Source organism: Xanthomonas arboricola (assembly GCF_002940665.1).
Classification (GTDB): domain Bacteria; phylum Pseudomonadota; class Gammaproteobacteria; order Xanthomonadales; family Xanthomonadaceae; genus Xanthomonas; species Xanthomonas arboricola_B.
This window is the reverse complement of sequence record NZ_MIGY01000002.1, coordinates 852,987-877,126: the sequence shown is the minus strand read 5'-3', so window position 1 is coordinate 877,126 and position 24,140 is coordinate 852,987. Positions and strand designations below refer to the sequence as shown.

Annotated in this window: 16 protein-coding genes and 1 pseudogene; 5 read left to right on the top strand and 12 right to left on the bottom strand. The window is 64.4% G+C overall.

Annotated elements, in window-relative coordinates; all coding sequences use genetic code 11:
* Positions 1-6 precede the first annotated feature (6 nt).
* Both XarjCFBP7645_RS10915 and XarjCFBP7645_RS10910 read right to left on the bottom strand, forming a co-directional pair.
* Positions 7-876, bottom strand: a complete 870-nt coding sequence (locus tag XarjCFBP7645_RS10915) for a crotonase/enoyl-CoA hydratase family protein (protein WP_104537498.1) — start codon at positions 874-876, stop codon at positions 7-9.
* 184 nt (positions 877-1,060) lie between these two features.
* A complete protein-coding gene (locus XarjCFBP7645_RS10910) occupies positions 1,061-2,743 on the bottom strand; it encodes a long-chain fatty acid--CoA ligase (protein WP_104537497.1) in 1,683 nt (560 codons plus the stop codon).
* Between the two features lie 97 nt (positions 2,744-2,840).
* On the opposite strand from XarjCFBP7645_RS10910, the pseudogene XarjCFBP7645_RS10905 reads away from it, so the two are divergent.
* A pseudogene (locus XarjCFBP7645_RS10905) lies at positions 2,841-3,128 on the top strand (nuclear transport factor 2 family protein); the annotation flags it as partial.
* Positions 3,129-3,228: 100 nt separating this feature from the next.
* Here the strand turns inward: XarjCFBP7645_RS10905 and acnA are convergent.
* Entirely contained in the window at positions 3,229-5,997 is a 2,769-nt protein-coding gene (acnA, locus tag XarjCFBP7645_RS10900) for an aconitate hydratase AcnA (protein ID WP_104537496.1), read from the bottom strand.
* A gap of 151 nt (positions 5,998-6,148) precedes the next feature.
* Between acnA and XarjCFBP7645_RS10895 the strand changes: the two genes are divergently transcribed.
* From XarjCFBP7645_RS10895 to XarjCFBP7645_RS10880, 4 genes are all read left to right on the top strand, one after another.
* Positions 6,149-6,397, top strand: coding sequence for an AbrB/MazE/SpoVT family DNA-binding domain-containing protein (locus tag XarjCFBP7645_RS10895; protein WP_016903180.1), 249 nt, complete (start codon positions 6,149-6,151; stop codon positions 6,395-6,397).
* Positions 6,394-6,804 carry a type II toxin-antitoxin system VapC family toxin gene (locus XarjCFBP7645_RS10890; protein ID WP_039515076.1) on the top strand — a complete coding sequence of 137 codons (411 nt, stop codon included), beginning with the start codon at positions 6,394-6,396 and terminating at the stop codon, positions 6,802-6,804. Before XarjCFBP7645_RS10895 ends, XarjCFBP7645_RS10890 begins: the two co-directional genes overlap by 4 nt.
* A gap of 48 nt (positions 6,805-6,852) precedes the next feature.
* A complete protein-coding gene (acnB, locus tag XarjCFBP7645_RS10885; protein WP_104537495.1) occupies positions 6,853-9,444 on the top strand; it encodes a bifunctional aconitate hydratase 2/2-methylisocitrate dehydratase in 2,592 nt (863 codons plus the stop codon).
* 196 nt (positions 9,445-9,640) lie between these two features.
* Complete coding sequence (locus XarjCFBP7645_RS10880) at positions 9,641-10,519, top strand: alpha/beta fold hydrolase (RefSeq protein WP_258079543.1); 879 nt, start codon at positions 9,641-9,643, stop codon at positions 10,517-10,519.
* A gap of 947 nt (positions 10,520-11,466) precedes the next feature.
* On the opposite strand, the gene XarjCFBP7645_RS10870 is transcribed toward XarjCFBP7645_RS10880, so the two are convergent.
* The 9 genes from XarjCFBP7645_RS10870 to XarjCFBP7645_RS10830 form a co-directional block, all read right to left on the bottom strand.
* Positions 11,467-13,794, bottom strand: a complete 2,328-nt coding sequence (locus XarjCFBP7645_RS10870) for a sensor domain-containing protein (protein ID WP_104537493.1) — start codon at positions 13,792-13,794, stop codon at positions 11,467-11,469.
* A 6-nt stretch (positions 13,795-13,800) separates the two neighbouring features.
* Positions 13,801-14,877 carry a protein-glutamate methylesterase/protein-glutamine glutaminase gene (locus tag XarjCFBP7645_RS10865; protein ID WP_047125438.1) on the bottom strand — a complete coding sequence of 359 codons (1,077 nt, stop codon included), beginning with the start codon at positions 14,875-14,877 and terminating at the stop codon, positions 13,801-13,803.
* The gene (cheD, locus tag XarjCFBP7645_RS10860; RefSeq protein WP_024937701.1) at positions 14,874-15,470 is read right to left on the bottom strand and encodes a chemoreceptor glutamine deamidase CheD; all 597 of its coding nucleotides are present in this window, start codon (positions 15,468-15,470) and stop codon (positions 14,874-14,876) included. The genes XarjCFBP7645_RS10865 and cheD overlap by 4 nt, the downstream gene beginning before the upstream one ends.
* Positions 15,467-16,336 carry a CheR family methyltransferase gene (locus tag XarjCFBP7645_RS10855; RefSeq protein WP_104537492.1) on the bottom strand — a complete coding sequence of 290 codons (870 nt, stop codon included), beginning with the start codon at positions 16,334-16,336 and terminating at the stop codon, positions 15,467-15,469. The genes cheD and XarjCFBP7645_RS10855 overlap by 4 nt, the downstream gene beginning before the upstream one ends.
* 208 nt (positions 16,337-16,544) lie before the next feature.
* Complete coding sequence (locus XarjCFBP7645_RS10850; protein WP_047125435.1) at positions 16,545-18,926, bottom strand: methyl-accepting chemotaxis protein; 2,382 nt, start codon at positions 18,924-18,926, stop codon at positions 16,545-16,547.
* Between the two features lie 85 nt (positions 18,927-19,011).
* Positions 19,012-19,395, bottom strand: coding sequence for a hypothetical protein (locus XarjCFBP7645_RS10845; RefSeq protein WP_005993867.1), 384 nt, complete (start codon positions 19,393-19,395; stop codon positions 19,012-19,014).
* A gap of 171 nt (positions 19,396-19,566) precedes the next feature.
* A complete protein-coding gene (locus tag XarjCFBP7645_RS10840) occupies positions 19,567-20,052 on the bottom strand; it encodes a chemotaxis protein CheW (RefSeq protein ID WP_016904902.1) in 486 nt (161 codons plus the stop codon).
* 130 nt (positions 20,053-20,182) lie between these two features.
* Complete coding sequence (locus tag XarjCFBP7645_RS10835; RefSeq protein ID WP_181126288.1) at positions 20,183-20,968, bottom strand: flagellar brake protein; 786 nt, start codon at positions 20,966-20,968, stop codon at positions 20,183-20,185.
* A 436-nt stretch (positions 20,969-21,404) separates the two neighbouring features.
* Positions 21,405-23,669: a methyl-accepting chemotaxis protein gene (locus XarjCFBP7645_RS10830; RefSeq protein ID WP_104537489.1), complete on the bottom strand. Its 2,265-nt coding sequence runs from the start codon at positions 23,667-23,669 to the stop codon at positions 21,405-21,407.
* Between the last annotated feature and the right edge of the window lie 471 nt (positions 23,670-24,140).

Sequence of the window (24,140 nt, the reverse complement as noted above, 5' to 3'; positions counted from 1 at the left end):
CAAAAATCAGGCAACGCTTGCGCCGGCTCGGCGATTTTGTGCCTTGACCAGGCGGTCCATCGTACGCAGCGATTTGTCGCTCAGCGCCAGCGCCGTATCGACCCACACTTCGGTAATGCGCAGCAACTCGTCGTAAGGCACCGCCTGTGCCAGATTGCGTGCCGCGTTCATTGCCAGGTAGGAATTGGAGATACGCTGCTGCCGGCGAATGAGGGTTTCGGTGGCCGCGATGCCCTGTCCCTTGGGCACCAGCACGTCCACGATGCCCATCGCATGCATTTCTTCGCTGCTGTAGATGCGTCCATCGAGAATGATTTTTTCCGCCAGATGGGGCGAGACGCGGCGGCACAGGAAGGAATAGGCACCCATGCCCGGAAACAAGCCGAACAGGACCTCCGGCAGTCCCATGCCGATGCCTTCCTCGGCAACGATGGTGTGGCAGGCCAGGGCCATCTCCAATCCGCCTCCCAATGCATCGCCTTGCAGCAGCGCAATGCTGCGCACGTCCCCACCGAAGCCGACATGCAGGTGATGGACGCCTTCCACGCAGCGAATGGCGTAGCGCATGAGTTGCTCGCGATTCTGTTCGCGGATCAAGCGTGCGAACAGGTCCAGATCGCCACCGAGATTGAATGCGTCCGCGTCGGAGGCGAGTACGAAATGACGGAGCTCGCCGGTGCGACGCTCGTGCGGAGCGCGGGTGATGGCGCTCATGATCTCCCACATGTCTTCCAACAAGTCGGTGCGGCAGCATGGCCGTACTCCGGCATTCGCGTCCGCGTGCATGAACAACCAGTGGGTGCCGTCGGCGACCGATGAGTCAACACGAATGGTGGAGTGAGGATGGCCGAGGTAACGCTTTTCGATCGTGTTCATGGGCATGATCCTGGAAAGGCCCGCGGCGGGAGAGTGGATGCCGGCGGGCGCGCACAATCCACTCCGAATCGATGCTACACCGGCACTATCTCCATGAACGCAAAGGGCTTTCCCATCGCTGGAAAAGCCCTCTGCTGTGCATCTTCGCTACGGCACTTCACTTGCTGCCGAGGCGTGTCTACGATTACTTCGGGGGCGCATCCCGCAATTCGCGGCGCAGAATCTTGCCGACATTGGTTTTCGGCAATTCCTTGCGGAATTCGATCACTCGCGGCTGCTTGTAGCCGGTCAGGTTGGCGCGGCAGTGCGCCTTGACGGCGTCGGCGGTCAGGGCAGGGTCCTTCTTCACGATGACGGCCTTGACGATCTCGCCGGACTTTTCGTCCGGTACGCCGACTGCGGCCACTTCCAGCACGCCGGGCATCTCGGCAATCACGTCCTCGATCTCGTTCGGATACACGTTGAAGCCGGACACCAGGATCATGTCCTTCTTGCGGTCGACGATGTAGACAAAGCCCTGTTCGTCCATCCGCGCGATATCGCCGGTATGCAGCCAGCCGTCGGCATCCATGACCTTGGCGGTTTCTTCGGGCTTCTTCCAGTAGCCCTTCATCACCTGCGGGCCCTTGATGCACAGCTCGCCGATCTCGCCCAATGGCAGCGCCGCGCCGGCGTCGTCCTTGATGCAGGCATCGGTGGACGGAATCGGCAGGCCGATCGAGCCGTTGTAGTCCTTCAGGTCCATCGGGTTGATGCAGGCGGCCGGCGAGGTTTCGGTCAGGCCGTAGGCCTCGACCAGGGTCAGGCCGGTGACCTTTTTCCAGCGTTCGGCGACCGAACGTTGCACCGCCATGCCGCCGCCCAGGGTCATCTTGAGCGACGAGAAATCCACCTGATCGAAGCCGGGGGTATTGAGCAGGCCGTTGAACAGCGTGTTGACCCCGGTGAAGGCGGTGAAGCGGGTCTTCTTCAGTTCCTTGACGAAGCCGAGCATGTCGCGCGGATTGCTGATCAGGTGATTGCAGCCGCCGATCTTCATGAAGACCAGGCCGTTGGCCGTCAATGCGAAGATGTGGTAGAGCGGCAGCGCGGTGATCACCACCTCGGCGCCTTCTTCCAGCTTGCCGGTGCCGGCAAGCCACTGATGGGCCTGCTGCATGTTGGCCACCAGATTGCGGTGGGTGAGCATCGCGCCCTTGGCCACGCCGGTGGTGCCGCCGGTGTACTGCAGGAAGGCGATGTCGTCGGGCTCGATCTGCAAGGTCGGCATGCTGTGCTTGCGGCCCAGCGCCAGTGCATCGCGGAAACGGATCGCGCCATTGAGGCGGTAATCGGGCACCAGCTTCTTGACGTACTTGACGACGAAGTTGACCAGCGCCGCTTTCGGGAAGCCGAGCATGTCGCCCAGCCCGGTGGTGATCACCTGCTTGACCGGGGTGTCGGCGATCACCTGCTGCACGGTGGTGCCGAAGTTGTCGATCACCACCAGCACGCTGGCGCCGGAGTCGATCAGCTGATGCTTCAGCTCACGCGGGGTGTACAGCGGATTGACGTTGACCACGGTCAGGCCGGCACGCAGGATGCCGAAGGTGGCGACCGGATACTGCAGGCAGTTGGGCATCATCAGGGCGACGCGGTCGCCTTTCTTCAACTGCAGTTCGCCAAGCAGATAGGCGGCGAACTGCTCGACCAGCTGATCAGCTTCGCGATAGGTGATGGTCTTGCCGAAGCTGTGATACGCGGGGCGGTCGGCAAACCGCTTGACCGAGGTGGCGAACACCTCGGCCACGGTACGGAACTGCTCCAGATCGATCTCGGCGGCAACGCCGGCCGGATAACTTTGCAACCAAGGACGTGCCTGATTCATCTGCCCCCCTCCAGGGTATTCGGTACGTGACGCGGTGTGTTCCACGGCACTACAACAGCGGGCAGCATACCGTCATGGATGGAAAAGGCGAAGCGTGATGCAGAGCAGCATTCAAGCGCGGTGGCGGGTCGGGTTGGTCGCGATTTTGGTCGTGGCCCTGAGCGGTTGCACGCGTGCTGCACCGGAGCAACGGCTGCGCGCAACACTGGAAGCGATGCATCAGGCGATCGAGGCGCGCCAGGTCGGCGAGGCAATGACGCCGGTGGCCGAGGACTTTGTCGGCGAACAAGGGCTGGACGCAGCCGGCCTGCGGCGATTGATGCAACTGCAGATGCTGGGCAACCGCCGCATCGGCGTGACCCTGGGGCCGGTGGCCGTGACGCTTGCTCCCCTGTCCAGCGGCAGCGGAGTTCTGAGCGTCCAAAACGACACTCCCGCCAGGCGGCGGGAGTGTTTTCGAGCCAATGGCGCAGCGCGCCTTGCGATCAGGCCGCCTTGCGTGCGGCCAGTTGGCGCAGCACGTACTGCAGCAGGCCGCCGTGCTTGAAGTACTCCACTTCCTTGGGCGTCAGCAGCAGCACCTTGACCTGGAACTGCTTGACGCTGCCGTCGGACTTTCTGGCATCCACGGTGGCACGGCGGCTGGCGCCGTCCTGCAGGCCGGTGATGTCCAGCACTTCCGAACCATCTAGGCCCAGCGTCTGCGCATTTTCGTTCTCCAGGAACTGCAGCGGCAGCACGCCCATGCCGACCAGGTTGGAGCGGTGGATACGCTCGAAGCTCTCGGCGATCACCGCCTTGACGCCGAGCAGGTTGGTGCCCTTGGCCGCCCAGTCGCGCGAGGAGCCGGTGCCGTATTCCTTGCCGGCCAGCACCACCAGCGGCACGCCGTCGGCCTTGTACTTCACTGCCGCATCGTAGATCGCCAGTTTTTCAGGCGCCGCGCCGTCCTTTCCGTAGTACAGGGTGTTGCCGCCTTCTTCGCCGCCGAACATCAGGTTCTTGATGCGGATGTTGGCGAACGTACCGCGCACCATCACGTCGTCGTTGCCGCGGCGGCTGCCGTAGCTGTTGAAGTCGGCCGGTTGCACGCCGCGTTCCTGCAGGAAGCGGCCCGCCGGCGAATCCTTCTTGATGTTGCCGGCCGGCGAGATGTGGTCGGTGGTGATCGAGTCGCCGAACAGGCCCATGATGCGCGCCCCGTGCACGTCCTCGACATGGCCGACCTGCATGGTCATGCCGTCGAAGTAGGGCGGATTCTTGATGTAGGTCGAGGCCGCGTCCCATGCGTACAGCGCGCCATCCGGGGAGGCGATGGTGTTCCAGCGGCTGTCGCCCTTGAACACGTCGGCGTAGTTCTGCTTGAACATCTCCGGGCCGACGGTGGCGGCGATGGTGTCGCCGATTTCCTTGTTGCTCGGCCAGATGTCGCGCAGATACACCGGCTGCCCGTCGCTACCGGTACCCAGCGGGTCGGTGGTGAGGTTGATGTCGGTGGTGCCGGCGATCGCATACGCCACCACCAGCGGCGGCGAGGCGAGGTAGTTCATCTTCACTTCGGGATGCACGCGGCCTTCGAAGTTGCGGTTGCCCGACAACACCGAAGACACCACCAGGTCGTCCTTGGCGATCGCCGCAGAGACATCGTCCGGTAGCGGGCCGGAGTTGCCGATGCAGGTGGTGCAGCCATAGCCGACCACGTAGAAACCGAGCTTTTCCAGATCGGCGAGCACGCCGGCCTTGCTCAGGTAATCGGTGACCACGCGCGAGCCCGGCCCGAGCGAGGTCTTCACCCATGGCTGCGCCTTCAGCCCCTTGGCCGCCGCGTTACGCGCGAGCAGGCCGGCGCCCAGCATCACTGCCGGGTTGGAGGTGTTGGTGCAGGAGGTGATCGCGGCGATCACCACCGAGCCGTCGCGCAGCTGCCAGCCGGCACCGCTGTCGGTGGAACTCTCGGCCTGCGCGGCCTTGGCGCCGACTGCAGTGCCACCGCCGCCTTCGTTCTTCAGGCGGTCTTCCTGCTTGATGTCGGTCAGGCGCTTGCTGCGCGCGTCCACGAACGGCTTGAGGCTCTCGCGGAAGTTGGACTGCATGTCTTCCAGCAGCACGCGGTCCTGCGGGCGCTTGGGGCCGGCCAGCGACGGCTTGACCTCGCCCATGTCCAGCTCCAGCGTGGCGCTGTACTGGGCCGGCGGGGTGTTGGCGTCGTGCCACAGGCCCTGCGCCTTGGCATAGGCTTCGACCAGGGCGATCTGCTCCTCGCTGCGGCCGGACAGGCGCAGATAGGTCAGCGATTCTTCGTCGACCGGGAAGATGCCGCAGGTGGCGCCGTATTCCGGTGCCATGTTGCCGATGGTGGCGCGGTCGGCCAGCGGCAGGTGCTGCAGGCCGTCGCCGTAGAACTCGACGAACTTGCCGACCACGCCGGCCTTGCGCAGCATCTGGGTGACGGTGAGCACCAGGTCGGTGGCGGTGGCGCCTTCGGGCAGCTTGCCGCCGAGCTTGAAGCCGACCACCTGCGGAATCAGCATGGACGAGGGCTGGCCCAGCATCGCGGCCTCGGCCTCGATACCGCCCACGCCCCAGCCCAGCACGCCGATGCCGTTGATCATGGTGGTGTGGCTGTCGGTGCCGAACACGGTGTCCGGGTAGGCGATCCGCCTTCCGTCCTTGTCCGCGCTCATCACCACGCGTGCCAGGTTTTCCAGGTTCACCTGGTGGACGATGCCGGTATTGGGCGGCACCACCTTGAAGTTCTCGAATGCCTTCTGGCCCCAGCGCAGGAAGCCGTAGCGCTCCTGGTTGCGCTGGAATTCGATCTTGCCGTTGAGGTCGAGCGCGTCAGCCGAGCCGAACACATCCACCTGCACCGAATGGTCGATGACCAGCTCGGAGGGAATCTGCGGGTTGATCTGGTCGGCCTTGCCGCCGAGCTTGACCACGGCATCGCGCATCGCGGCCAGGTCGACCACGCATGGCACACCGGTGAAGTCCTGCAGCACCACGCGGGCGGGCATGAAGGCGATTTCGATATCGGGCTCGGCGGTGGGGTCCCACTTGGCGACCGCTTCGATATGGTCCTTGCCGACGGTGACACCGCCGTCCTCGTGCCGGAGCAGGTTCTCCAGCAGGATCTTCATCGAATAGGGCAGGTGGCCGATATCGAAGCGCTCGCCCAGTTTCGGCAGGCTGTAGTACTCGTAGCGCTTGCCGTGGACCTCGAACGAGGTGCGGGTGGAAAAGGAATCGCTCATGCATCACTCCTATGGCTGCAGGCTGTAGGTCTGTTTGGAACAGTGTGACCAATTCAGTGTGTACGTTCGGTTGCAGGACAGGGTATGTGGCCTTGAGTACGACAAGTCAAGTATGTAAAATCGGCGCATACTTTCTCCCGGGGCCACCTCCATGGAAGCCACAGTTGCCGAACGCGGGCAGATCACGCTGCCCAAGGCCGTGCGCGATGCCCTGGGCCTGACCAAGGGCACCACGCTCAAGATCGAGCTCGACGGCGGGCGCATCATCCTGCGCAAGGACGTCAGCGAGGCGCTGCGCAAGGTGCGCGGCAAGTTCAAGCTGGTCGACGGGCTGACCAGCACCGACGAGGCGATGCGCGCCATCCGCGGCCGCGCCCCCGGGGATCCGTTCGACCCATGATTGCCCTGGATTCCTCGGTGCTGCTCGACATCCTGGTCGGCGATGCGGTCTACGGCGAGGTGTCGGAGATCTGCATCGGCGATGCGCTGGCGCGCGACGAGGTGGTGGTCTGCGATGCGGTGGTGGCCGAGGTGCTGGCCATGCTCGACACCCAGGTCGACCTGATGGAAACCCTGGCCTCGATCGGGGTGCGTTACGAAGCCACCCAGGAAGCGGCGGCGGTGCGCGCCGGCCATATGAACAAGCGCTTCCGCGCGCGCGGCGGCAAGCGCGAGCGGGTGGTGGCCGATTTCCTGATCGGTGCCCACGCGATGCTCCAGTGCGACGGGTTGATCACCCGCGACGAGGGCTTTTTCCGCGACTACTTCAAGGGTTTGAAGATCGTTGTTCCCAAACCCGCAAGCTGATCCACGTTTCGCGTCTACACATTCACTGTTGTCTTTCGGAGAATCCGCATGTTGGAAGCCTACCGCCACCACGTTGCAGAGCGCGCCGCGCTCGGTATCCCGCCGCTGCCGCTGACCGCGCAGCAGACCGCCGAGGTCATCGAGCTGCTGAAGGCTCCGCCGGCGGGCGAAGAAGAGTTCCTGGTCGAGCTGCTCAGCCAGCGCGTGCCGGCCGGCGTCGATGACGCCGCCAAGGTCAAGGCCTCGTACCTGGCCGCGGTGGCGTTCGGCACCGAGAAGACCGCGCTGATCAGCCCCACGCGTGCGACCGAGCTGCTCGGCACCATGCTGGGTGGCTACAACATCCAGCCGCTGATCGATCTGCTCGACAACGCCGAGCTGGGCGCCACCGCCGCCGAAGCGCTCAAGCACACCTTGCTGGTGTTCGACGCGTTCCACGACGTGCAGGAAAAGGCCGAAGCCGGAAACGCGCATGCCAAGGCCGTGCTGCAGAGCTGGGCCGATGCCGAGTGGTTCACCAGCAAGCCGGAAGTGCCGCAGAGCATGACCGTCACCGTGTTCAAGGTGCCGGGTGAGACCAACACCGACGACCTGTCGCCGGCCCCGGATGCGACCACGCGCCCGGACATCCCGCTGCACGCGCTGGCGATGCTGAAGAACGCCCGCGATGGCGCGGCCTTCGAACCGGAAGAAGACGGCAAGCGCGGCCCGATCCAGGCCATCGCCGATCTCAAGGACAAGGGCCATCTGGTCGCCTACGTGGGCGATGTGGTCGGTACCGGTTCCTCGCGCAAGTCGGCGACCAACTCGGTGCTGTGGTGGACCGGCGAAGACATTCCGTTCATTCCGAACAAGCGGTTTGGTGGCGTGTGCCTGGGCAGCAAGATCGCACCGATCTTCTACAACACGATGGAAGACGCCGGCGCGTTGCCGATCGAGCTGGACGTGTCGCAGATGGAGCACGGCGATGTGGTCGAGCTGCGTCCGTATGACGGCAAGGCGCTGAAGAACGGGCAGGTGATCGCCGAGTTCGCGATGAAGTCGGATGTGCTGTTCGACGAAGTGCGCGCCGGTGGCCGCATTCCGCTGATCGTTGGCCGCGGCCTGACCGCCAAGGCGCGCGAGTTCCTGGGCCTGCCGGCCTCTGACCTGTTCCGCCTGCCGATGGACCCGCCGGACACCGGCAAGGGCTTCTCGCTGGCGCAGAAGATGGTCGGCCGCGCCTGCGGCTTGCCGGAAGGCCAGGGCATGCGCCCGGGCACCTATTGCGAACCGAAGATGACCTCGGTGGGCTCGCAGGACACCACCGGCCCGATGACCCGCGACGAGTTGAAGGACCTGGCTTGCCTGGGCTTCTCGGCCGACCTGGTGATGCAGTCGTTCTGCCACACCGCGGCCTATCCGAAGCCGGTCGACGTCAAGACCCACCACACCTTGCCGGAGTTCATCTCCACCCGTGGCGGTGTGTCGCTACGTCCGGGCGATGGCGTGATCCACAGCTGGCTCAATCGCATGCTGCTGCCCGACACCGTCGGTACCGGTGGCGACTCGCACACGCGTTTCCCGATCGGCATTTCGTTCCCGGCCGGCTCCGGCCTGGTGGCCTTCGCCGCCGCCACCGGCGTGATGCCGCTGGATATGCCCGAAAGCGTGCTGGTGCGCTTCAAGGGTGAGATGCAGCCGGGCGTGACCCTGCGTGACCTGGTCAACGCGATCCCGCTGTACGCGATCAAGGACGGTCTGCTGACCGTGGCCAAGCAGGGCAAGAAGAACATCTTCTCCGGCCGCATCCTGGAAATCGAAGGCCTGCCGAACCTGAAGGTGGAGCAGGCGTTCGAGCTGTCCGATGCCTCGGCCGAGCGTTCGGCGGCCGGTTGCACCGTGCACCTGGACAAGGCGCCGATCATCGAATACCTGACCAGCAACATCACCCTGCTGCGTTGGATGATTGCCGAAGGCTATGCCGATGCGCGCACGCTGGGCCGCCGCATCAAGAAGATGGAAGAGTGGCTGGCCGATCCGCAGCTGCTGCAGCCCGATGCCGACGCCGAATATGCAGCCGTCATCGAGATCGACCTGGCCGACATCCACGAGCCGATCGTGGCGTGCCCGAACGACCCGGACGACGTCAAGACGCTGTCCGACGTGGCCGGTGCGGCGATCGACGAGGTGTTCATCGGTTCGTGCATGACCAACATCGGTCACTTCCGTGCCGCTGCCAAGTTGCTGGAAGGCAAGCGCGATATCCCGACCCGTCTGTGGGTTGCGCCGCCGACCAAGATGGACGCCTCCGAGCTGACCAAGGAAGGCCATTACGGCACCTTCGGCGCGGCTGGTGCACGCATGGAAATGCCGGGCTGCTCGCTGTGCATGGGCAACCAGGCGCAGGCACGCGAGGGCGCCACGGTGTTCTCCACCTCCACGCGTAACTTCCCGAATCGTCTGGGCCGCAATACCAACGTGTACCTGGGTTCGGCGGAACTGGCGGCGATCTGCTCGCGTCTGGGCCGCATCCCGACCAAGGACGAGTACATGGCCGATGTGGGCGTGATCAAGACCAGTGGCGATCAGATCTACCGCTACATGAACTTCGATCAGATCCAGGAATATCAGGACGTGGCCGATACCGTCGCTGCCTGATCCAGTTGGTTGATCACCTGTTCGAAAACGCCCGGCAATGCCGGGCGTTTTTCGTTATTCGGGCGATGACTTCATTTTGGCTGCGTAATGTCGGAAGTTAAGGCAATCGCAGTTAACTCGGCTATCGCATTGCAACAAAAATCTGAAGTCCGGAGGTCTAGAGTGGCGCCGCTCCCATCGCTCTGATTGATCTCCAATGCCCACTTGCACGATCGCTGGTCAAACGCTGCACTACGCACAATACGGTCAAGGGTTTCCGGTGTTGCTTGGCCACAGTTATCTCTGGGACGCGGCCATGTGGGAGCCGCAGATCCAGGCGCTTTCGCCGCACTATCGGGTCATCGTTCCCGAGTTGTGGGGGCACGGGCAATCGGCGGCACTGCCAGCGGTCACACAGACGGTTGGCGATCTTGCCAGGCAGATGCTGCTGTTGCTGGATGCGCTGGAACTGCCGCAATGCGCGGTGGTCGGCCTGTCGGTCGGTGGCATGTGGGGCGCCGAGCTGGCGCTGCTGGCACCGCAGCGCGTGCGCAGCCTGGTGCTGATGGATACCTTCCTGGGTGCCGAGCCGCAGGCCACGCAAACGCGTTATTTCGGTCTGCTCGATGCGATCGAAGCGGCCGGGCAGGTGACGCCTGCGTTGATCGAGGCGATCGTGCCGATCTTTTTCCGCCCCGGCATCGATCTGAATTCCGCACTGCCGGCTGCGTTTGCGCAGCGTCTGGCGGCGATGTCGGCCGAGCAGTTGCGTACATCCATCGTGCCGCTGGGCCGGCTGATCTTCGGGCGCGCGGATCGCCTGGAGGCGATGTCCGCGCTGAATCCGGCCAGCACCTTCCTGCTCGGCGGCGCAGACGATATTCCGCGCCCGCCCGAAGAGCTGTGGCTGATGGCCGAGGTGATCGGTTGCGACTACGAGCTGATCCCCGATGCCGGGCATATCGCATCACTGGAGAATCCGGCGTTCGTCACCGCGCAGTTGCTGGGTTGGTTGAAGCGCACCGTGGCATCGGATTCGACGCGGATGGAAAGGCGCGCGCCTGAAGGCAGCGTCCAGGCACAGGCATCGCTCTAATGATGTGCTGCTGATCTGGCGATCAGAACGACATCATGCGTTGCTTGCAACCATGAGCACCGGCCACCTCACTTGGCGCTGCTTGCAACCATGAGCACCGATCACTTCACTTGGTCCTTGCCCGCCCACCGTCGCGGGACCTTACGCGGCATGGATGCCGCGTAAGAGCCTACACGGACGTACTTGCGGCGTGTCCTGCGATGGTGGGCGGGCAAGGGCCCTGCATCGAAGCGCCAGATCAGGTGCGCTGTGTTCGCTTCTTCCATAGCGTGCAGCCTGAGCTCAGGACAACCTGCTTTTGAGCTCTGTCTGCCGTTTCAAACCAGCAAAGCCGGTTGGTCGAGGACGCGATGCCCTCACCACTTCCGGGACACGCCGTGAATCCGTCCGTGGAGGCTCCTTGGCGGCATCCATGCCGCCAAGGGTCCCGGAACCGGTAAGGACATCACGCCTCCTAAGTTGGTCGTGCGCTGATGCAACCGCAAAAGCGAGATGACTTAAGCGAGGTGCTTAACGCAACGGCTTTGTCGCCTGCACGCATATGTGCATGGCTACTTAGCGATAAGGGCAAACCCAATCCACTTGCGGCCCGTCTTCGACGGAAAGTTTTGGAAATCAGACCACGTCGGCCAGATCACACAAGGTCCACGGAACCACCGCTGCATCTAACCCGCCAACTGCCGTTCCTGCTCTTGCCATGCATACCGACCATCTCGACTGGTCCTTGCTCGCTCAGCGTCGCGGGACCTTACGCGGCATGGATGCCGCGTAAGAGCCTACACGGATGTACTTGCGGCGTGTCCTGCGACGGTGGGCGGGCAAGGGCGCTGCACCGAAGCACCAGATCGGATGCTTTGTCTTTTGGCAGGTTGCTTCGACCTGCTGATGCGAGCGTAAAACGCTATCAGCGCAAGCCTGACGACCACGACGGGGTGTCGTGAGCCGCCTTAAGGCTGCGTGCCCAACCAGGCTTCCAGCGCCGCCGCCGGCAATGGTCGCGAAAACAGATAGCCCTGCAGCACTTCGCAGCCGAGGTCGGCGAGGAACAGGCGCTGCGCCTCGTTTTCCACGCCTTCGGCAACCACGTGCTTGCGCAGATGCTCGCCGATGCGCAGCACCGAGGTGGTGAGGGCGCGGGCGTCTTCGCTGTGTTCGATGTCGCGCACGAAGCTCATGTCCAGCTTGAGTTCGTCGATCGGCAGGCGATGCAGGTGGCTCAGGCTGGAATAACCGGTGCCGAAGTCGTCCAGCGACAACGAGATACCTGCTTCGCGGATGGCATGCAGGTTCTCCAGCACGCCAGGCTGCCCGGACAGCATCACGCTCTCGGTCATTTCCAGCGTGAGGTCGGAGGGCTGCGCGCCCGTCTCGGCGATTAGCCGCAGCAGGTCGCTGAGCATGCGCGGGCTTTCGAAGCTGCTCGCCGACAGATTCACCGACACCCGCGTCACCGGCACACCACGCGTGCGCCAATCGGCGATCTGCCGGCAGGCGCTGCGCAATACCCAATCGTTGAGCTGCGGCATCATGCCTTGCTCTTCGGCCACGGGCAGGAAACGCGCCGGCGAAATGGCGCCCAGTTGCGGATGATTCCAGCGCAACAATGCTTCCACGCCGTACAGCGCGTGCGGCGCGGCGCTGTGCAATTGCGGTTGATAGTGCAGCTGCAGCTGATCGCGGCCGATGGCCTGGCGCAGCTCCGCTTCCAGCGCAACGCGCTCCTGCGCCATGCGATTCATGTCGGAACTGAAGAAGCGGAAGCGTCCGCCGCCTTCCTGCTTGGCGCGGTTCATGGCCAGATCGGCATGCCGCAGCAGGATGTTGATGTCGCGCCCGTCCTCGGGAAACATCGCCACGCCAATGCTGGCGGACGGATGCACGGTCATGTGCCCGACCGGCAGTGGCCTGGCAATGGTGCCCAGCACCCGTTCTGCGGCGGCACTGGCCTGCTCGGCACTGCATTGCGGCAGCGCAAGTGCGAATTCGTCGCCTGCCAGGCGCGCCAGCATGGCGGTGGCGGGCAGCTGTTCGCCGATGCGCAGGGCGATGTCGCGCAACAGGCCGTCGCCGGCGGCATGGCCCTGGCTGTCGTTGATCAATTTGAAGCGGTCGATGTTGATGAACATCAACGTGGCCGGTTCGCCGGCATATTCGGCCTGCGTCAGGGCCTGCTCGGCACGTGCGCTGAACATGATGCGGTTGGGCAGGCCGGTCAGCGCATCGTAGAACGCCAGTTGATGCACGCGTTGACGGATCTGTTCGCGTTCCAGCGCCAGCGTGCACAGTTGCTGGCACAGATCGGTAAGGCGCACGTGCCAGGCATCGGCACGCTGCGCCTTGCGGTAGTACAGCGCGAAGGTACCGAGCACGCGTGCGCTGTTGGAGCGGATCGGCGTGCTCCAGCACGCGCGCAAGCCCATCGGCAGCAAGAGTTCGCGGAATTGCGCAAACAGCGGGTCGGTGGCGATGTCTTCCACCATCACCGGCCGGCCGCGCCAGGCGGCCGTGCCGCAGGCGCCTGCACCCGGCGCGATCTTCAAGCCGTTGACCGCATCGGCGTATTCCGGCGGCAGGCTGGGTGCGGCCAGCGAATGCAGGCAGCCTTGATTGTCCGCGCTCATGACCGTGGCCAGCACGTCCGGCGCGATGCGCTCGACCTCGGTGCAGATCAGCGTCATCACCTCGATCAGCGGCCGCTCCTGCACCAGCGCCTCGAGCACGCGGTGCTGCAGCACTTCATGCATCTTGGTGTCGGTGATGTCGGTCAGCACCGCCACGTAATGCGAGGGAAGATGCCTGGCGTCGTAGATCGGATTGAAGTTGAGCGAGATCCACAGCGGCGTGCCGTCCTTGCGATACACAAGCAGGTCGGCCTGGGTCTGCTGCAGGGCGTCAGCGCGGTCGCGGATGCGTGCCACCTCGTCCTGGTCGCTTTGCGCGCGGGTGAGCACGTCCGAGGGACGCTTGCCGACCAGTTCGGCCTCGGTATAGCCGAACATTCGCTGGAAGCCGTCATTGGCATAGAGCAGGCGCGATTGCAGATCGCAGATCAGGATCGCACTGCTGCTGCCGTCCAGCGCTTCGGCCAGCAGGCGCGAGCGCGTGGCGTCGGGATGTTCGTCGGGCCTGGTCATGCCGGCGGTGATCGGGCCGGCCTTGATCGTCCCGGGCATGAGCGGGTGATCTGCCCGCGCATCCGCCGTCACCGGCGACGCGGCATCCGCGACGCCGGGAGCCGCCGCCTGTTCGGTCGGGTGCGGGGGGCGGGACTTCATGCCGGATCAGCGCGCCTGCGCCGACAGCGCGATCAGGCGCTCGGCCACGCGGTCCAGCGGTACCACTTCCTGCGCGGCGCCGAGTTTATAGGCGGCACCGGGCATGCCCCAGACCACGCTGCTGGCTTCGTCCTGCACCAGCGTGGGCGCGCCGGCCTGCAGCATTTCCAGCAGGCCGCGTGCGCCGTCGTCGCCCATGCCGGTGAGGATGGCGCCGACCGCATTCGGGCCGGCGTTGGCAGCGACGGAGCGGAACAGCACGTCCACCGCCGGCTTGTGGCGATTGACCGGTGGGCCGTCGTCGATGCGGCAGCGCCAGCGCGCACCGTCGCGGATGATGCGCAGATGCTGGCCGCCGGGCGGCAGGTAGGCATGGCCTGGCAGGATCGCCTCGCCATCGCTGGCCTCGCGTACCGACATCGCCGAGTGGCGATTGAGGCGCTCGGCGAAGGCGGTGCTGAAGCTGGCCGGCAGATGCTGGGTCATCACCACCGCCGGTGCATCGGCGGGCATGTGCTCGAGTACCACGCGCAGGGCTTCGGTGCCGCCTGCCGAAGCACCAATGGCGATCAGGCGGTCGGTGGTGCGAAAGCGCAGCGCGCTGCCCGGCACCGGTGCCGACTGCATGTCCAGGGTGACCTTGGGCGCGCTGGGACGATTGAGCGCGCTGACCTTGGCCTTGGAGGCCATCTTGACCTTGCTGACGATCTCCTCGGCATAGCCTTCCAGCCCGCGTGCGACGTCGATCTTGGGCTTGGAGACGAAATCCACCGCGCCCAGCGACAGGGCCTGCAAGGTGGTGTCGGCGCCCCGCTCGGTCAGCGATGAGATCATCACCACCGGGGTGGGGCGCAGGCGCATGAGGTTTTCCAGGAACACCAGGCCGTCCATGCGCGGCATTTCCACATCCAGCGTGATCACGTCCGGATTGAGGCGTTTGATCTTTTCGCGCGCCAGGATCGGGTCGGCGGCCGAGCCGATCACCTCGATGCCGGCATCGCGCGAGAGGATTTCGGTCAGCATCTGGCGTACGACCGCCGAGTCGTCGACGATCAATACACGCACAGGGGTTTCCAGCGTCATTCGAACAACTCCACTCCACCGGTGACCGGTGCTTTGGACAGACGGGCGCGCACGGCCGATTCGGCGGCGGCGACTTCGGCTTCGTGTGCATGCGGCAAACGCTGCACGACCACGCGTCCGGTCGTCGGGAAGAACCACACCTTGCGCGGATGGATGCCGCACAGATCCTCGGCAATGATGGGAATGTGCTCGGCCTGCAGGTACTGGCGCACGAACTCGGCATTGCGGGTGCCGACCGGATTGCTGGTGAAGCCCTTGAGCACGTTGGCGCCACCGAACACCTTGGCTTCGATGCGTTTGCGATGCGCGCCGCGCTTGAGCATGTCGTTGATCAGCAACTCCATCGCATAACTGCCGTAGCGCGCGGGTGCGCCGTCACCGACCTGGCCTTCCGGCAACAGGAAGTGATTCATGCCGCCGATCTTCAGGACAGGGTCGCGCAGGCAGGCGGCAACGCACGATCCCAAGGTGGTCGTCAACGCGGTGTCGTCGTCCACCACCAGGTATTGGGTGGGCAGCAGCTTGGCGGTGATGGTCTGGAACCGCGAGTCGCGGTAGCGCATGACATCGTCGACCTGCACGGCGGTGCTCATGTGGCGGCTCCGGCGCGCGGCGCACGCCGATACAGCGTGCGCCCGCACGGCTGGATCAGGTCGGCTGCGTGCAGGTAATTCTCCGAGTGCCCGGTGTAGAGCAGACCGTCATCGCCCATGTGGCTGACCAGACGCGACAGGATGCCGCGCTGGGTCGGCTTGTCGAAATAGATCATCACGTTGCGACAGAACAGCGCCGCGTACGGGCCGCCGACGTCGTAACGCGGTGCCAGCAGATTCAGCTGGCGGTATTCGATGAGTTGGCGCAACGCAGGGATGACCCGGCACTTGCCCTCGTTGGGGCCGCTGCCGCGCTGGAAATACTTGCGCTTGATCGATGCGTCCAGCGAGGCGACGCGGTCGATGGCGTAGACGCCGCGCGAGGCGGTTTCCAGCACCTGGGTGTCGACGTCGGTGGCCACGATGCTGACCGGCGGGGTCAAGGTGCCGAAGGCTTCGCAGGCGGTGATGGCGATGGAGTAGGGTTCCTCACCGGTGGAGGCCGCGCACGACCAGATCTTCAAGGGCGCCTGCGAGGCACGCTTTTGCAGTTCTTCGCGCAGTTTGTCGAAGTGGTGCGGCTCGCGGAAGAACGAGGTCAGATTGGTGGTCAGCGCGTTGGTGAACGCCTGCCATTCCTCTTCGTCGGTGCCTGCTTCCAGCTGGTCCAGATAGTCGCGGAAGGAGCGCAGACCGAGCACGCGAAGACGACGCGACAGCCGGCCATACACCATGTCGCGCTTGGCCGGAGCCAGGGCGATGCCGACACGCTGATAGATCAGGTCGCAGACGCGCTTGAAATCGCGGTCGCCAAAATCAAATTCGCGTGTGTCTGAAGCGGGAGTCGAGGTGGTCGTCATATCCATAAGCGTCGTGAGCTATGACTGGATATCGGCCACGTGGTCATGCAACTGAAGCACTAATCGGTGTCTTGCGGGGGCAGGGTCGCATCTGGCGCCTGCAACCGCGTTGGCGGGGTAGCGGGCGAGGCCAATGCGCGGCGCTGCGCACTGCGCTGGCTGCAGATGCGCAAAGCCCCGGCAGTGCCGGGGCTTTGCGGGGACAACCCTTGGATCAGAACTCTTGCCAGTTGCCGTCGGCCAGGGCGGCCTGCGGCTTGGCCGGCCGCGATGGCGTGGCCGCCGCACGCGCGGCCGGCTTGGTTGCGGGCGTCACCGCAACCGGGCGCGAGGCGACCGGGCGGGCGCGTGCAGCCGGCGCGGCCGGCGCAGCCGGCTCGTCCAGCTTGAACACCGACACCGCTTCGGCCAGGTGGCCGGCCTGCTCTTCCATCGAGCGTGCGGCCGCAGTGGCTTCTTCCACCAGGGCGGCGTTCTGCTGGGTGGTCTCGTCCATCTGGGTGATGGTCTGGTTGACCTGCTCGATGCCGGCCGACTGTTCCTGCGAGGCGGCGGAGATCTCGCCCATGATGTCGGTGACACGCTGCACGCTGGCCACGATCTCGGCCATGGTGGCACCGGCCTTGCGCACCAGTGCCGAGCCCTCGGCCACCTTGTGCACGGAGTCGTCGATCAGGCCCTTGATCTCCTTGGCCGCGCCGGCCGAACGCTGTGCCAGCGTACGCACTTCCGAGGCGACCACGGCAAAGCCGCGGCCCTGTTCGCCGGCACGGGCGGCTTCCACCGCCGCGTTCAAGGCCAGGATGTTGGTCTGGAAGGCGATGCCGTCGATGACCGAGATGATGTCGGCGATCTTCTTGGACGAGGCCTCGATGCCGGACATGGTGGTGACCACCTGCGAGACCACGTCGCCGCCCTGCGAGGCCACGCCGGTGGCGCCGATGGCGAGCTGGTTGGCCTGGCGGGCGCTTTCGGCGTTCTGCCTGACCGTGGAGGTGAGCTCCTCCATCGAGGCGGCGGTTTCTTCCAGGTTGGCCGCCTGCTGCTCGGTACGATGCGACAGGTCGCTGTTGCCGGAGGCAATCTCGCCGGCAGCCGAGTTGATCGCGGTGGACGAGACCTTGATGCGCCCGACGATGTCGGAAAGCTGCTCGGCGGTGGCATTGGCATCGTCACGCATCTGCGCGAACACGCCACTGAATTCGCCGCGCATGCGCACGGTCAGGTCGCCGCGCGACAACGCCGACAGCAATGCGGAGATCTGCTCCAGGCTGGCGGCGTTGGCATCCAGCAGGCCGTTGAGCTGTTGGGCCAGCTGCAGGAAGAAGCCCTGCTTGCCATCGGTTTCCACCCGGCCGCTCATGTCGCCGCTGGCGGCGGCACGCACGATGCGGGCGACTTCTTCTTCGACCTGGACCTCGATGGTGCGATCGCGCCATTCACAGACATCGCCGGTGCTCTCGCCCTGCTCGTTCTTGATGACGGTGACGGTCTGCATCATCACAAACTCGCCGTAACGCTCCTCGAAGCTGGTGATGCCGTCGCGTTCCAGCGCTGCGATGGCCTTGTGCACGGTCGCTTCGGGCAGGCCGAGATAGCTGATGTGCTGACCGATGATCTTGCTGGCCTCAAACTCGGGCGAGGACAGACGGATGCTGCCTTCGTAATGCGTGACCAGCTTCTGGAACGCCTCGTTGGCGTAGATCATGATCCGATCGGTGTCGGTGATGAAGGTGCTGGTGGAGGATTTGTCCAGTGCGGTACGGATACGCAGGTTTTCGTCGGCGATCTTCTTGTCGCGTTCGATGCGTTCCTTCAGGTCGCGCTGCATCCGGTGCATGGAGCGCATCAGTTCGCCCACTTCGTCCTGGCCCTGCACATTGATCTGGCCGTCGAGCTTGCCGCTGGCGATTTCGGTGGCAGTGGACACCGCGCCGCGCATGCTCTTGACGATGGACCGTGCGAACAGGAATGCCAGGCCCAGGCCACCGGCGATGCCGATCAGCAGCACCAGCACGGTCAACGAGACCGAGGTGGCATGGACCTTTTCGGCCTTGCTCTTGGCAGCCTGCGCCAACTTGTTGTCTTCGGCGATCAATGCGGCCAACGATGCCTGTGCCTTGGCATGCAGTGCGCTGGTTTCGCCAACGAAGGTATCGACGGCGTCGTCAGGCAGGTTCAGTTCCAGCATTTCGTCGACGCTTTCGTAAGAGGCCGAGGCCTTCTTCCAATCCGCAACGAAGGTGGCAAACAGCTGCTTTTGCTGCGGGCTCTCGATCAGGCGGGGATAGCCCTTGATCGTGGCCTCGATTTCGCCATTGAGCCGCTTGGCGCGGACCTTGGCTTCCTGCTTGACCGAGTCGCTGGCGCGCACCAGATTTTGATAGGACGCATTTCGATATTCGCCGAGCATGCCGCGCAGATCGCCTGCTTCGCGCACGCTGGACATGGTGTTGCCGGCCAGGTCGCGGGTGACGTTATTGAGCGATGCCAGACCCGCATAGGCGATGATGCCCTGCACCAGCATGATCAGCAGCACGATGCCGAACGCCAGCATCAGCTTGGGCATCAATTTGAGATTGTTGATCCATTGCATTGACACGATTCCCCGGTAGAAGTCAGTGCGCATAACCGCAAACAGCAGATCGCCACGCGCGAGGGCGTGGCGATCTGCTAGGCGATTACTTGATGGTGGCCAACTTCAGGCTGGCCGGCGAGCTGACTTCGATTTCGGCACGCGAGCTGTCGCGCTGGATCTTGCCGAGCACACAGACGTCCTTGCCTTCCAGGGATTCCGGGGCAAAACTGAACTTGCCGCGGTTGGCGCCGTCGATGCGGGCCGAGAAGGTGTGACGCGGGAACATGCCGCCCATGTACAGGAAGGTGGGTTCACCTTCCGAGCTCTGGGCGTACTTGGCCTTTTCGACCTTGCCGCACACCATGCCGTCCTTGCCGACGAAACGGGTCGCCATTTCCGGCGGAATCATTTCCTGCGACTGAGCCGACAGCGTGGGAGCAACGATCACGAGAGCAGCGACGGGGAGGAGCGAGAGCAGGAACTTCATTGGGATTCTCCAGAATCAAAAGTCGAACGGTGACCCGTTTATGTACGCGGGCTTCTATTCAGCTATCGGCTAGCCGCCGTTCAACTTGAATCCGAAAAACGTGATTTCTATCTCACTTCAACTTCGTTGTGCGTCTCGTGTCGGGAAGCTCCCGACACCAGATGGTCTGGATCAGGCCGCTTCTTCGGCCAGCTGCTGCTGACCGAGCTCGGTGCTGTCCAGCAGGGTCTCGATATCCAGCAGGATCAGCATGCGATCGTCCTGGGTGCCGATGCCCGAGATGAAGCGGGTATCGACCGAGGCGCCGAATTCGGGGGTGGGGCGGATCTGATCGTCGTTGAGCGGGATCACGTCCGAGACGCTGTCCACCACGATGCCGACGACGCGGTCTTCGACATTGAGCACGATCATCACGGTGAAGGCGTCGTAGCGCGCTTCTTTCAGGCGCAGCTTCAGGCGCAGGTCGATCACCGGCACGATGGTGCCGCGCAGGTTAATCACACCCTTGATGTAGTCCGGTGCGTCGGGAAGACGGGTGACCGAGTCGTAGCCGCGGATTTCCTGCACTTTCAGGATGTCCACGCCGTAGTGTTCTTCGCCAAGGGCGAAGCTGAGGAATTCACCACCGGTGCCGGTGGTCGTGCTTTTGTCGTTCATGGAAACTCCGGGCGTTGCGGCTGAGTGTCGGATTGCAGCTATAAAAAAGCATGCGGATGAGGATTGCCCTAGCAACATCGGCGCAGTGCAGGGCAACTTTAGCCGTGCGCCGAGGCTGGTGCGGGTGGGTTCAGAACACGCCGCTCTTGCGCGCATTGCGCTGGCGGTCGACCCGGAAGATGTAGCGCTGGATGGTCTCGTCGGCACCGCGTGGCAGGTCGCTGAACTGCATGCCGACCCGGAAGCCTTCGCTGCCGTTGGGCAGGGTCTGCTTGTACTGGCTGCATACCGTCAGCGGCAGGGTGATCGGCGCGGTGTCGGGCAGTTGCAGCGTGCAGTTGCGGTAGGTGCGCTGCGGTTCGAGCAGGGGCATGCCGTCGGTGAGCGAGACCGCCAGGCCGCCGCTGCTGATGTCGATCACGCGCAATTGCAGGTTGAGATTGCCGCCCTGTGCCTCGTCCTGGCGAATGATGCAGATGGGCGAGTCGGTGATCGGCGTTTCCAGCCGGTACGACTCGCGGCGCTGCATGTGGTACATCGCCTCGGGCAGGTCGGCGCGGAAGGCGACATGGATGTCGCGTTCCAGCCGGTCGGGCGTTTCCAGCCGGAAGCGGATGTTGACCCGTTCCAGTTGTGCGTAGCACAGCAGGTACTTGGCCTCCTGGATGGCGCGGTTGGAGGCCTCGTTGTGGCTGCCGTCCAGAATCACGCAGTCCTCGTCTTCATCCACTTCGAGCACGGCGGTGGGCACGGCCATGTCGCGCCCGGCCACATGCATGGTCACGATGGCACGCTGGTCGAGCAACTGGCGCAGCAGGCCACGGATCTGCCGTTTGTTGCGCAGCAGATAGCGCTCGTCACCTTCGGCAAGGTGATCGACGTCGTGGTCCAGCTCTGAGGTATCGCCTTGGGACATGGGCACAAGCACAGTAGATGTGGGAAGACGTCGGAACGGTTGTCCTGGCGTCGCCTTGATATCGGCGGCGACGCCGAATCCTTAAGGGCGGCTGAAAGAAGACCAAAGCGTGAACCCTCGTTCGCCTTGGGCGGGGTGGTCCGAGGGACCGGACGGTGCGGATGGATCGGTTCCGCAGCGGCGGACCTGCGCCCGTGCTGCCGGGCCCTTGTCCGCCACCATCGCGGGACAGGCGGTGAATCCGTGCATGGTCGGGCAGGGTGCCGACGGACAGCTTCGCCGCCATGCGTGGCCCGACGCCTGTCGACGCCCGTAACAAAAAAGGGCCGCTTCCCTCGCTAGGAAGCGACCCTCAAGATTCGTTGACCGAATCAACTACGCTCGAATGGTGTTTCTGGAGACTGCGGTTGGTACGTGTTACGTGTTGCAGTGGGGCTCAGAACTCCTGCCAGTCGCTGGGACCTGCCGTGGCTGCCGCTGTGGCCGTGCCTGCGGTGCTGCGGCGTGGCGCTGCGTTGCTGCCGGCACGTGCGGCCGGGCGGGCGGCAAAGCGTGCATTGACCGGCGCAGCCAGCATCGATGACGGCTGAGGCGCGGCTTGGCCCTGCTCGACGATCTTGAACACGGCAACCGCCTCGGTGAGCTGCTGGGCCTGCTCTTCCATGGCCCGGGCGGCGGCGGTGGCTTCTTCCACCAGCGCGGCGTTCTGCTGGGTGGCTTCGTCCATGTGGGTGACGGTCTGGTTGACCTGCTCGATGCCGGCCGACTGTTCCTGCGAGGCGGCGGAGATCTCGCCCATGATGTTGGTGACGCGCTGCACGCTGGCCACGATCTCGGCCATGGTCTTGCCGGCCTGATCCACCAGTTGCGACCCGTCGGCCACACGCTGCACGGAGTCGTCGATCAGGCTCTTGATCTCCTTGGCCGCTGCGGACGAACGCTGGGCCAGGGTGCGCACTTCAGAGGCGACCACCGCAAAGCCACGGCCCTGGTCGCCGGCACGCGCCGCTTCCACGGCGGCGTTCAGGGCCAGGATGTTGGTCTGGAACGAGATCCCGTCGATGACCGAGATGATGTCGGCAATCTTCTTGGACGAGGCTTCGATCCCACTCATGGTCTCGACCACCTTGCTGGCGATCTCGCCGCCTTGCGAGGCCACCCCGGCGGCACCGATGGCGAGTTGATTGGCCTGGCGTGCGCTTTCGGCGTTCTGCCTGACGGTGGAGGTGAGTTCTTCCATGGAGGCAGCGGTTTCCTCCAGGTTGGCGGCCTGTTGCTCGGTGCGCTGCGACAGATCCTGATTGCCGGCGGCGATCTCGCTGGCAGCGGCACTGATCGAGGTGGCCGAATGCTGGATGTGTCCGACAATGCCGGCCAACTGGGTCGCCGTGGCGTTGGCATCGTCGCGCATCCGTGCGAACACCCCCTTGAAATCGCCGTCCATGCGCGCGGTCAGGTCGCCCGCCGCAATCGCCCGCAGGATGCCCGACAGCGACTGCAGGCTGCCATCGGCGGTGGTCATCAATTGATTGAGGCTCTCGACCATGATCCGGAAATCGAACTGGAACTGCGTCGCATCGCCGCGTGCGCCGAAGTCACCGTCGGCGGCGGACTGGGCCAGCTGCTTGATCTGCTGATTCATCGAGGACAGGTTGGTCTTCACCTGCGCCATGGTGTCGGTCAGCCTGGCCTTTTCGCCCGGCAGCGCGTCCATATCCTCGCTGAGGTCGCCGATCGCGTAGCGGCCCATGATCTGTGCCAGACGCAGCGTGACCTGGACGTGGCTGTCGACCAGCGCGTTGGTGTCACCGGCCATGCGGCCGTAGTCGCCCGGGAACGCGTCGGCATCCATGCGGAAGCTGATGTGGCCGCTGTCGTGGCGCTCGGCCATGTCCAGCTGCGCGGTGATCAGGTTGCGCACCTGCGACTGCATCTTGTCCATCGCCTGCAGCAGGCGGCCGGTCTCGTCGCTGGCCTCGCTGTGCACGGCGTTATCGAGCTTGCCGTCGGCGATCGCCTCGGCAGCACGGGTGGCGCGGTTCAACGGGCCGGTGAGGCTGCGGGTGATCGTCCAGGCCAGCAGGGCGCTCAGCAGCACTACCGCAAGGCCGCCGCCGATCAGCATGCTGCGGCCACGCGCCATCGAGGCATTGGCCTGGTCGTAGGCCAGCTGGCTGCTCTTGCGCTGCGCGTCCGAGTAGGTACGGATCGCATCCTGCCAGCGCTGGGTGGCCGGCGCGGCGCGTTCGAGCAGGATCGGCATGGCCTGGTCGACCTTGCCGGCGGTGCCCAGTTCGCGCACCTGCTGGTTATGCGCCAGTGCCTGCTCGCGCGTCGAATCCAGCGCGTTGCGCAATTCCTGGTCGTGCGCGTCGGCGGGAAATGCGTAGAGCTTGTCGCGCAGCTCCTTGTAGCGGATGCGCTGGGCGTCGATCACTTCACCGAACTGGCGATTCTGCTCGGCAGTGGTCGGCAGCACGATGTTGCGCAGATTCAACGAGATGGTGGCATTGGCGTCCAGCATGTCGGTGGCGTACTGGATCATCGCCATGTTGCGGTTGACGATGGTGTCCAGGCGTTCGCGCGCCTGGCTGAGCGTGTACAGACCGGCGGCCACCAGCGCGCAGGAGAGAAGGATCAAGACGCCGAAGGCCAGGGAAAGGCGCTTGCCGACGTTGAAGCGGTGCAGGAAGGAGTTCATGGAGTGACCTGAGCGAATGTGCCGTTGGATGGAGTGGCATGCAGCGCAGTGCTGGAGCAGTGCGTTGCACGTCATCCCTTGTGTGATGCGTCGGTCAGATAACGGCGTTAGCGCTGCTGCATTGAGGCAGGCTGGACCGGTTGGTAAAGCCGGGTCTCAGGCACGTGACTGCCATGTGTATGTGGGGTAGGGGATCGGTGGGGGTGTGTGGGGAATATCCCTAGAAAACCCCGCTTGAATGCGGTTTTGGAGGTGTGCCGGCGCAGGCCGGTCTGGACGATGTGAAGTGCGATTTCACGCTGCCCACGGTCCATAGCGGCGTGCGGACAGCTGCCTGGTCGTGCACAACGCAAAACGGCACCGCGTGTGCGGTGCCGTGATAAAGATGCTGCTGATGCGGATTACATGGCCGCGTGCCTGGGCGTGGTGTGTCCCTCGCGCACAGACACGCGCGTTGCCGGCAGCGGTCAG

What these genes read in the sequence shown, in the direction of transcription:
- XarjCFBP7645_RS10845 (WP_005993867.1), bottom strand. Translation starts at nt 19,395, where the DNA reads ATGAAGTTCCTGCTCTCGCTCCTCCCCGTCGCTGCTCTCGTGATCGTT.
- XarjCFBP7645_RS10855 (WP_104537492.1), bottom strand. Translation starts at nt 16,336, where the DNA reads ATGGATATGACGACCACCTCGACTCCCGCTTCAGACACACGCGAATTT.
- acnB (WP_104537495.1), top strand. Translation starts at nt 6,853, where the DNA reads ATGTTGGAAGCCTACCGCCACCACGTTGCAGAGCGCGCCGCGCTCGGT.
- cheD (WP_024937701.1), bottom strand. Translation starts at nt 15,470, where the DNA reads ATGAGCACCGCCGTGCAGGTCGACGATGTCATGCGCTACCGCGACTCG.
- XarjCFBP7645_RS10890 (WP_039515076.1), top strand. Translation starts at nt 6,394, where the DNA reads ATGATTGCCCTGGATTCCTCGGTGCTGCTCGACATCCTGGTCGGCGAT.
- XarjCFBP7645_RS10870 (WP_104537493.1), bottom strand. Translation starts at nt 13,794, where the DNA reads ATGAAGTCCCGCCCCCCGCACCCGACCGAACAGGCGGCGGCTCCCGGC.
- XarjCFBP7645_RS10865 (WP_047125438.1), bottom strand. Translation starts at nt 14,877, where the DNA reads ATGACGCTGGAAACCCCTGTGCGTGTATTGATCGTCGACGACTCGGCG.
- XarjCFBP7645_RS10835 (WP_181126288.1), bottom strand. Translation starts at nt 20,968, where the DNA reads ATGTCCCAAGGCGATACCTCAGAGCTGGACCACGACGTCGATCACCTT.
- XarjCFBP7645_RS10915 (WP_104537498.1), bottom strand. Translation starts at nt 876, where the DNA reads ATGAACACGATCGAAAAGCGTTACCTCGGCCATCCTCACTCCACCATT.
- XarjCFBP7645_RS10880 (WP_258079543.1), top strand. Translation starts at nt 9,641, where the DNA reads ATGCCCACTTGCACGATCGCTGGTCAAACGCTGCACTACGCACAATAC.
- acnA (WP_104537496.1), bottom strand. Translation starts at nt 5,997, where the DNA reads ATGAGCGATTCCTTTTCCACCCGCACCTCGTTCGAGGTCCACGGCAAG.
- XarjCFBP7645_RS10840 (WP_016904902.1), bottom strand. Translation starts at nt 20,052, where the DNA reads ATGAACGACAAAAGCACGACCACCGGCACCGGTGGTGAATTCCTCAGC.
- XarjCFBP7645_RS10910 (WP_104537497.1), bottom strand. Translation starts at nt 2,743, where the DNA reads ATGAATCAGGCACGTCCTTGGTTGCAAAGTTATCCGGCCGGCGTTGCC.
- XarjCFBP7645_RS10830 (WP_104537489.1), bottom strand. Translation starts at nt 23,669, where the DNA reads ATGAACTCCTTCCTGCACCGCTTCAACGTCGGCAAGCGCCTTTCCCTG.
- XarjCFBP7645_RS10895 (WP_016903180.1), top strand. Translation starts at nt 6,149, where the DNA reads ATGGAAGCCACAGTTGCCGAACGCGGGCAGATCACGCTGCCCAAGGCC.
- XarjCFBP7645_RS10850 (WP_047125435.1), bottom strand. Translation starts at nt 18,926, where the DNA reads ATGCAATGGATCAACAATCTCAAATTGATGCCCAAGCTGATGCTGGCG.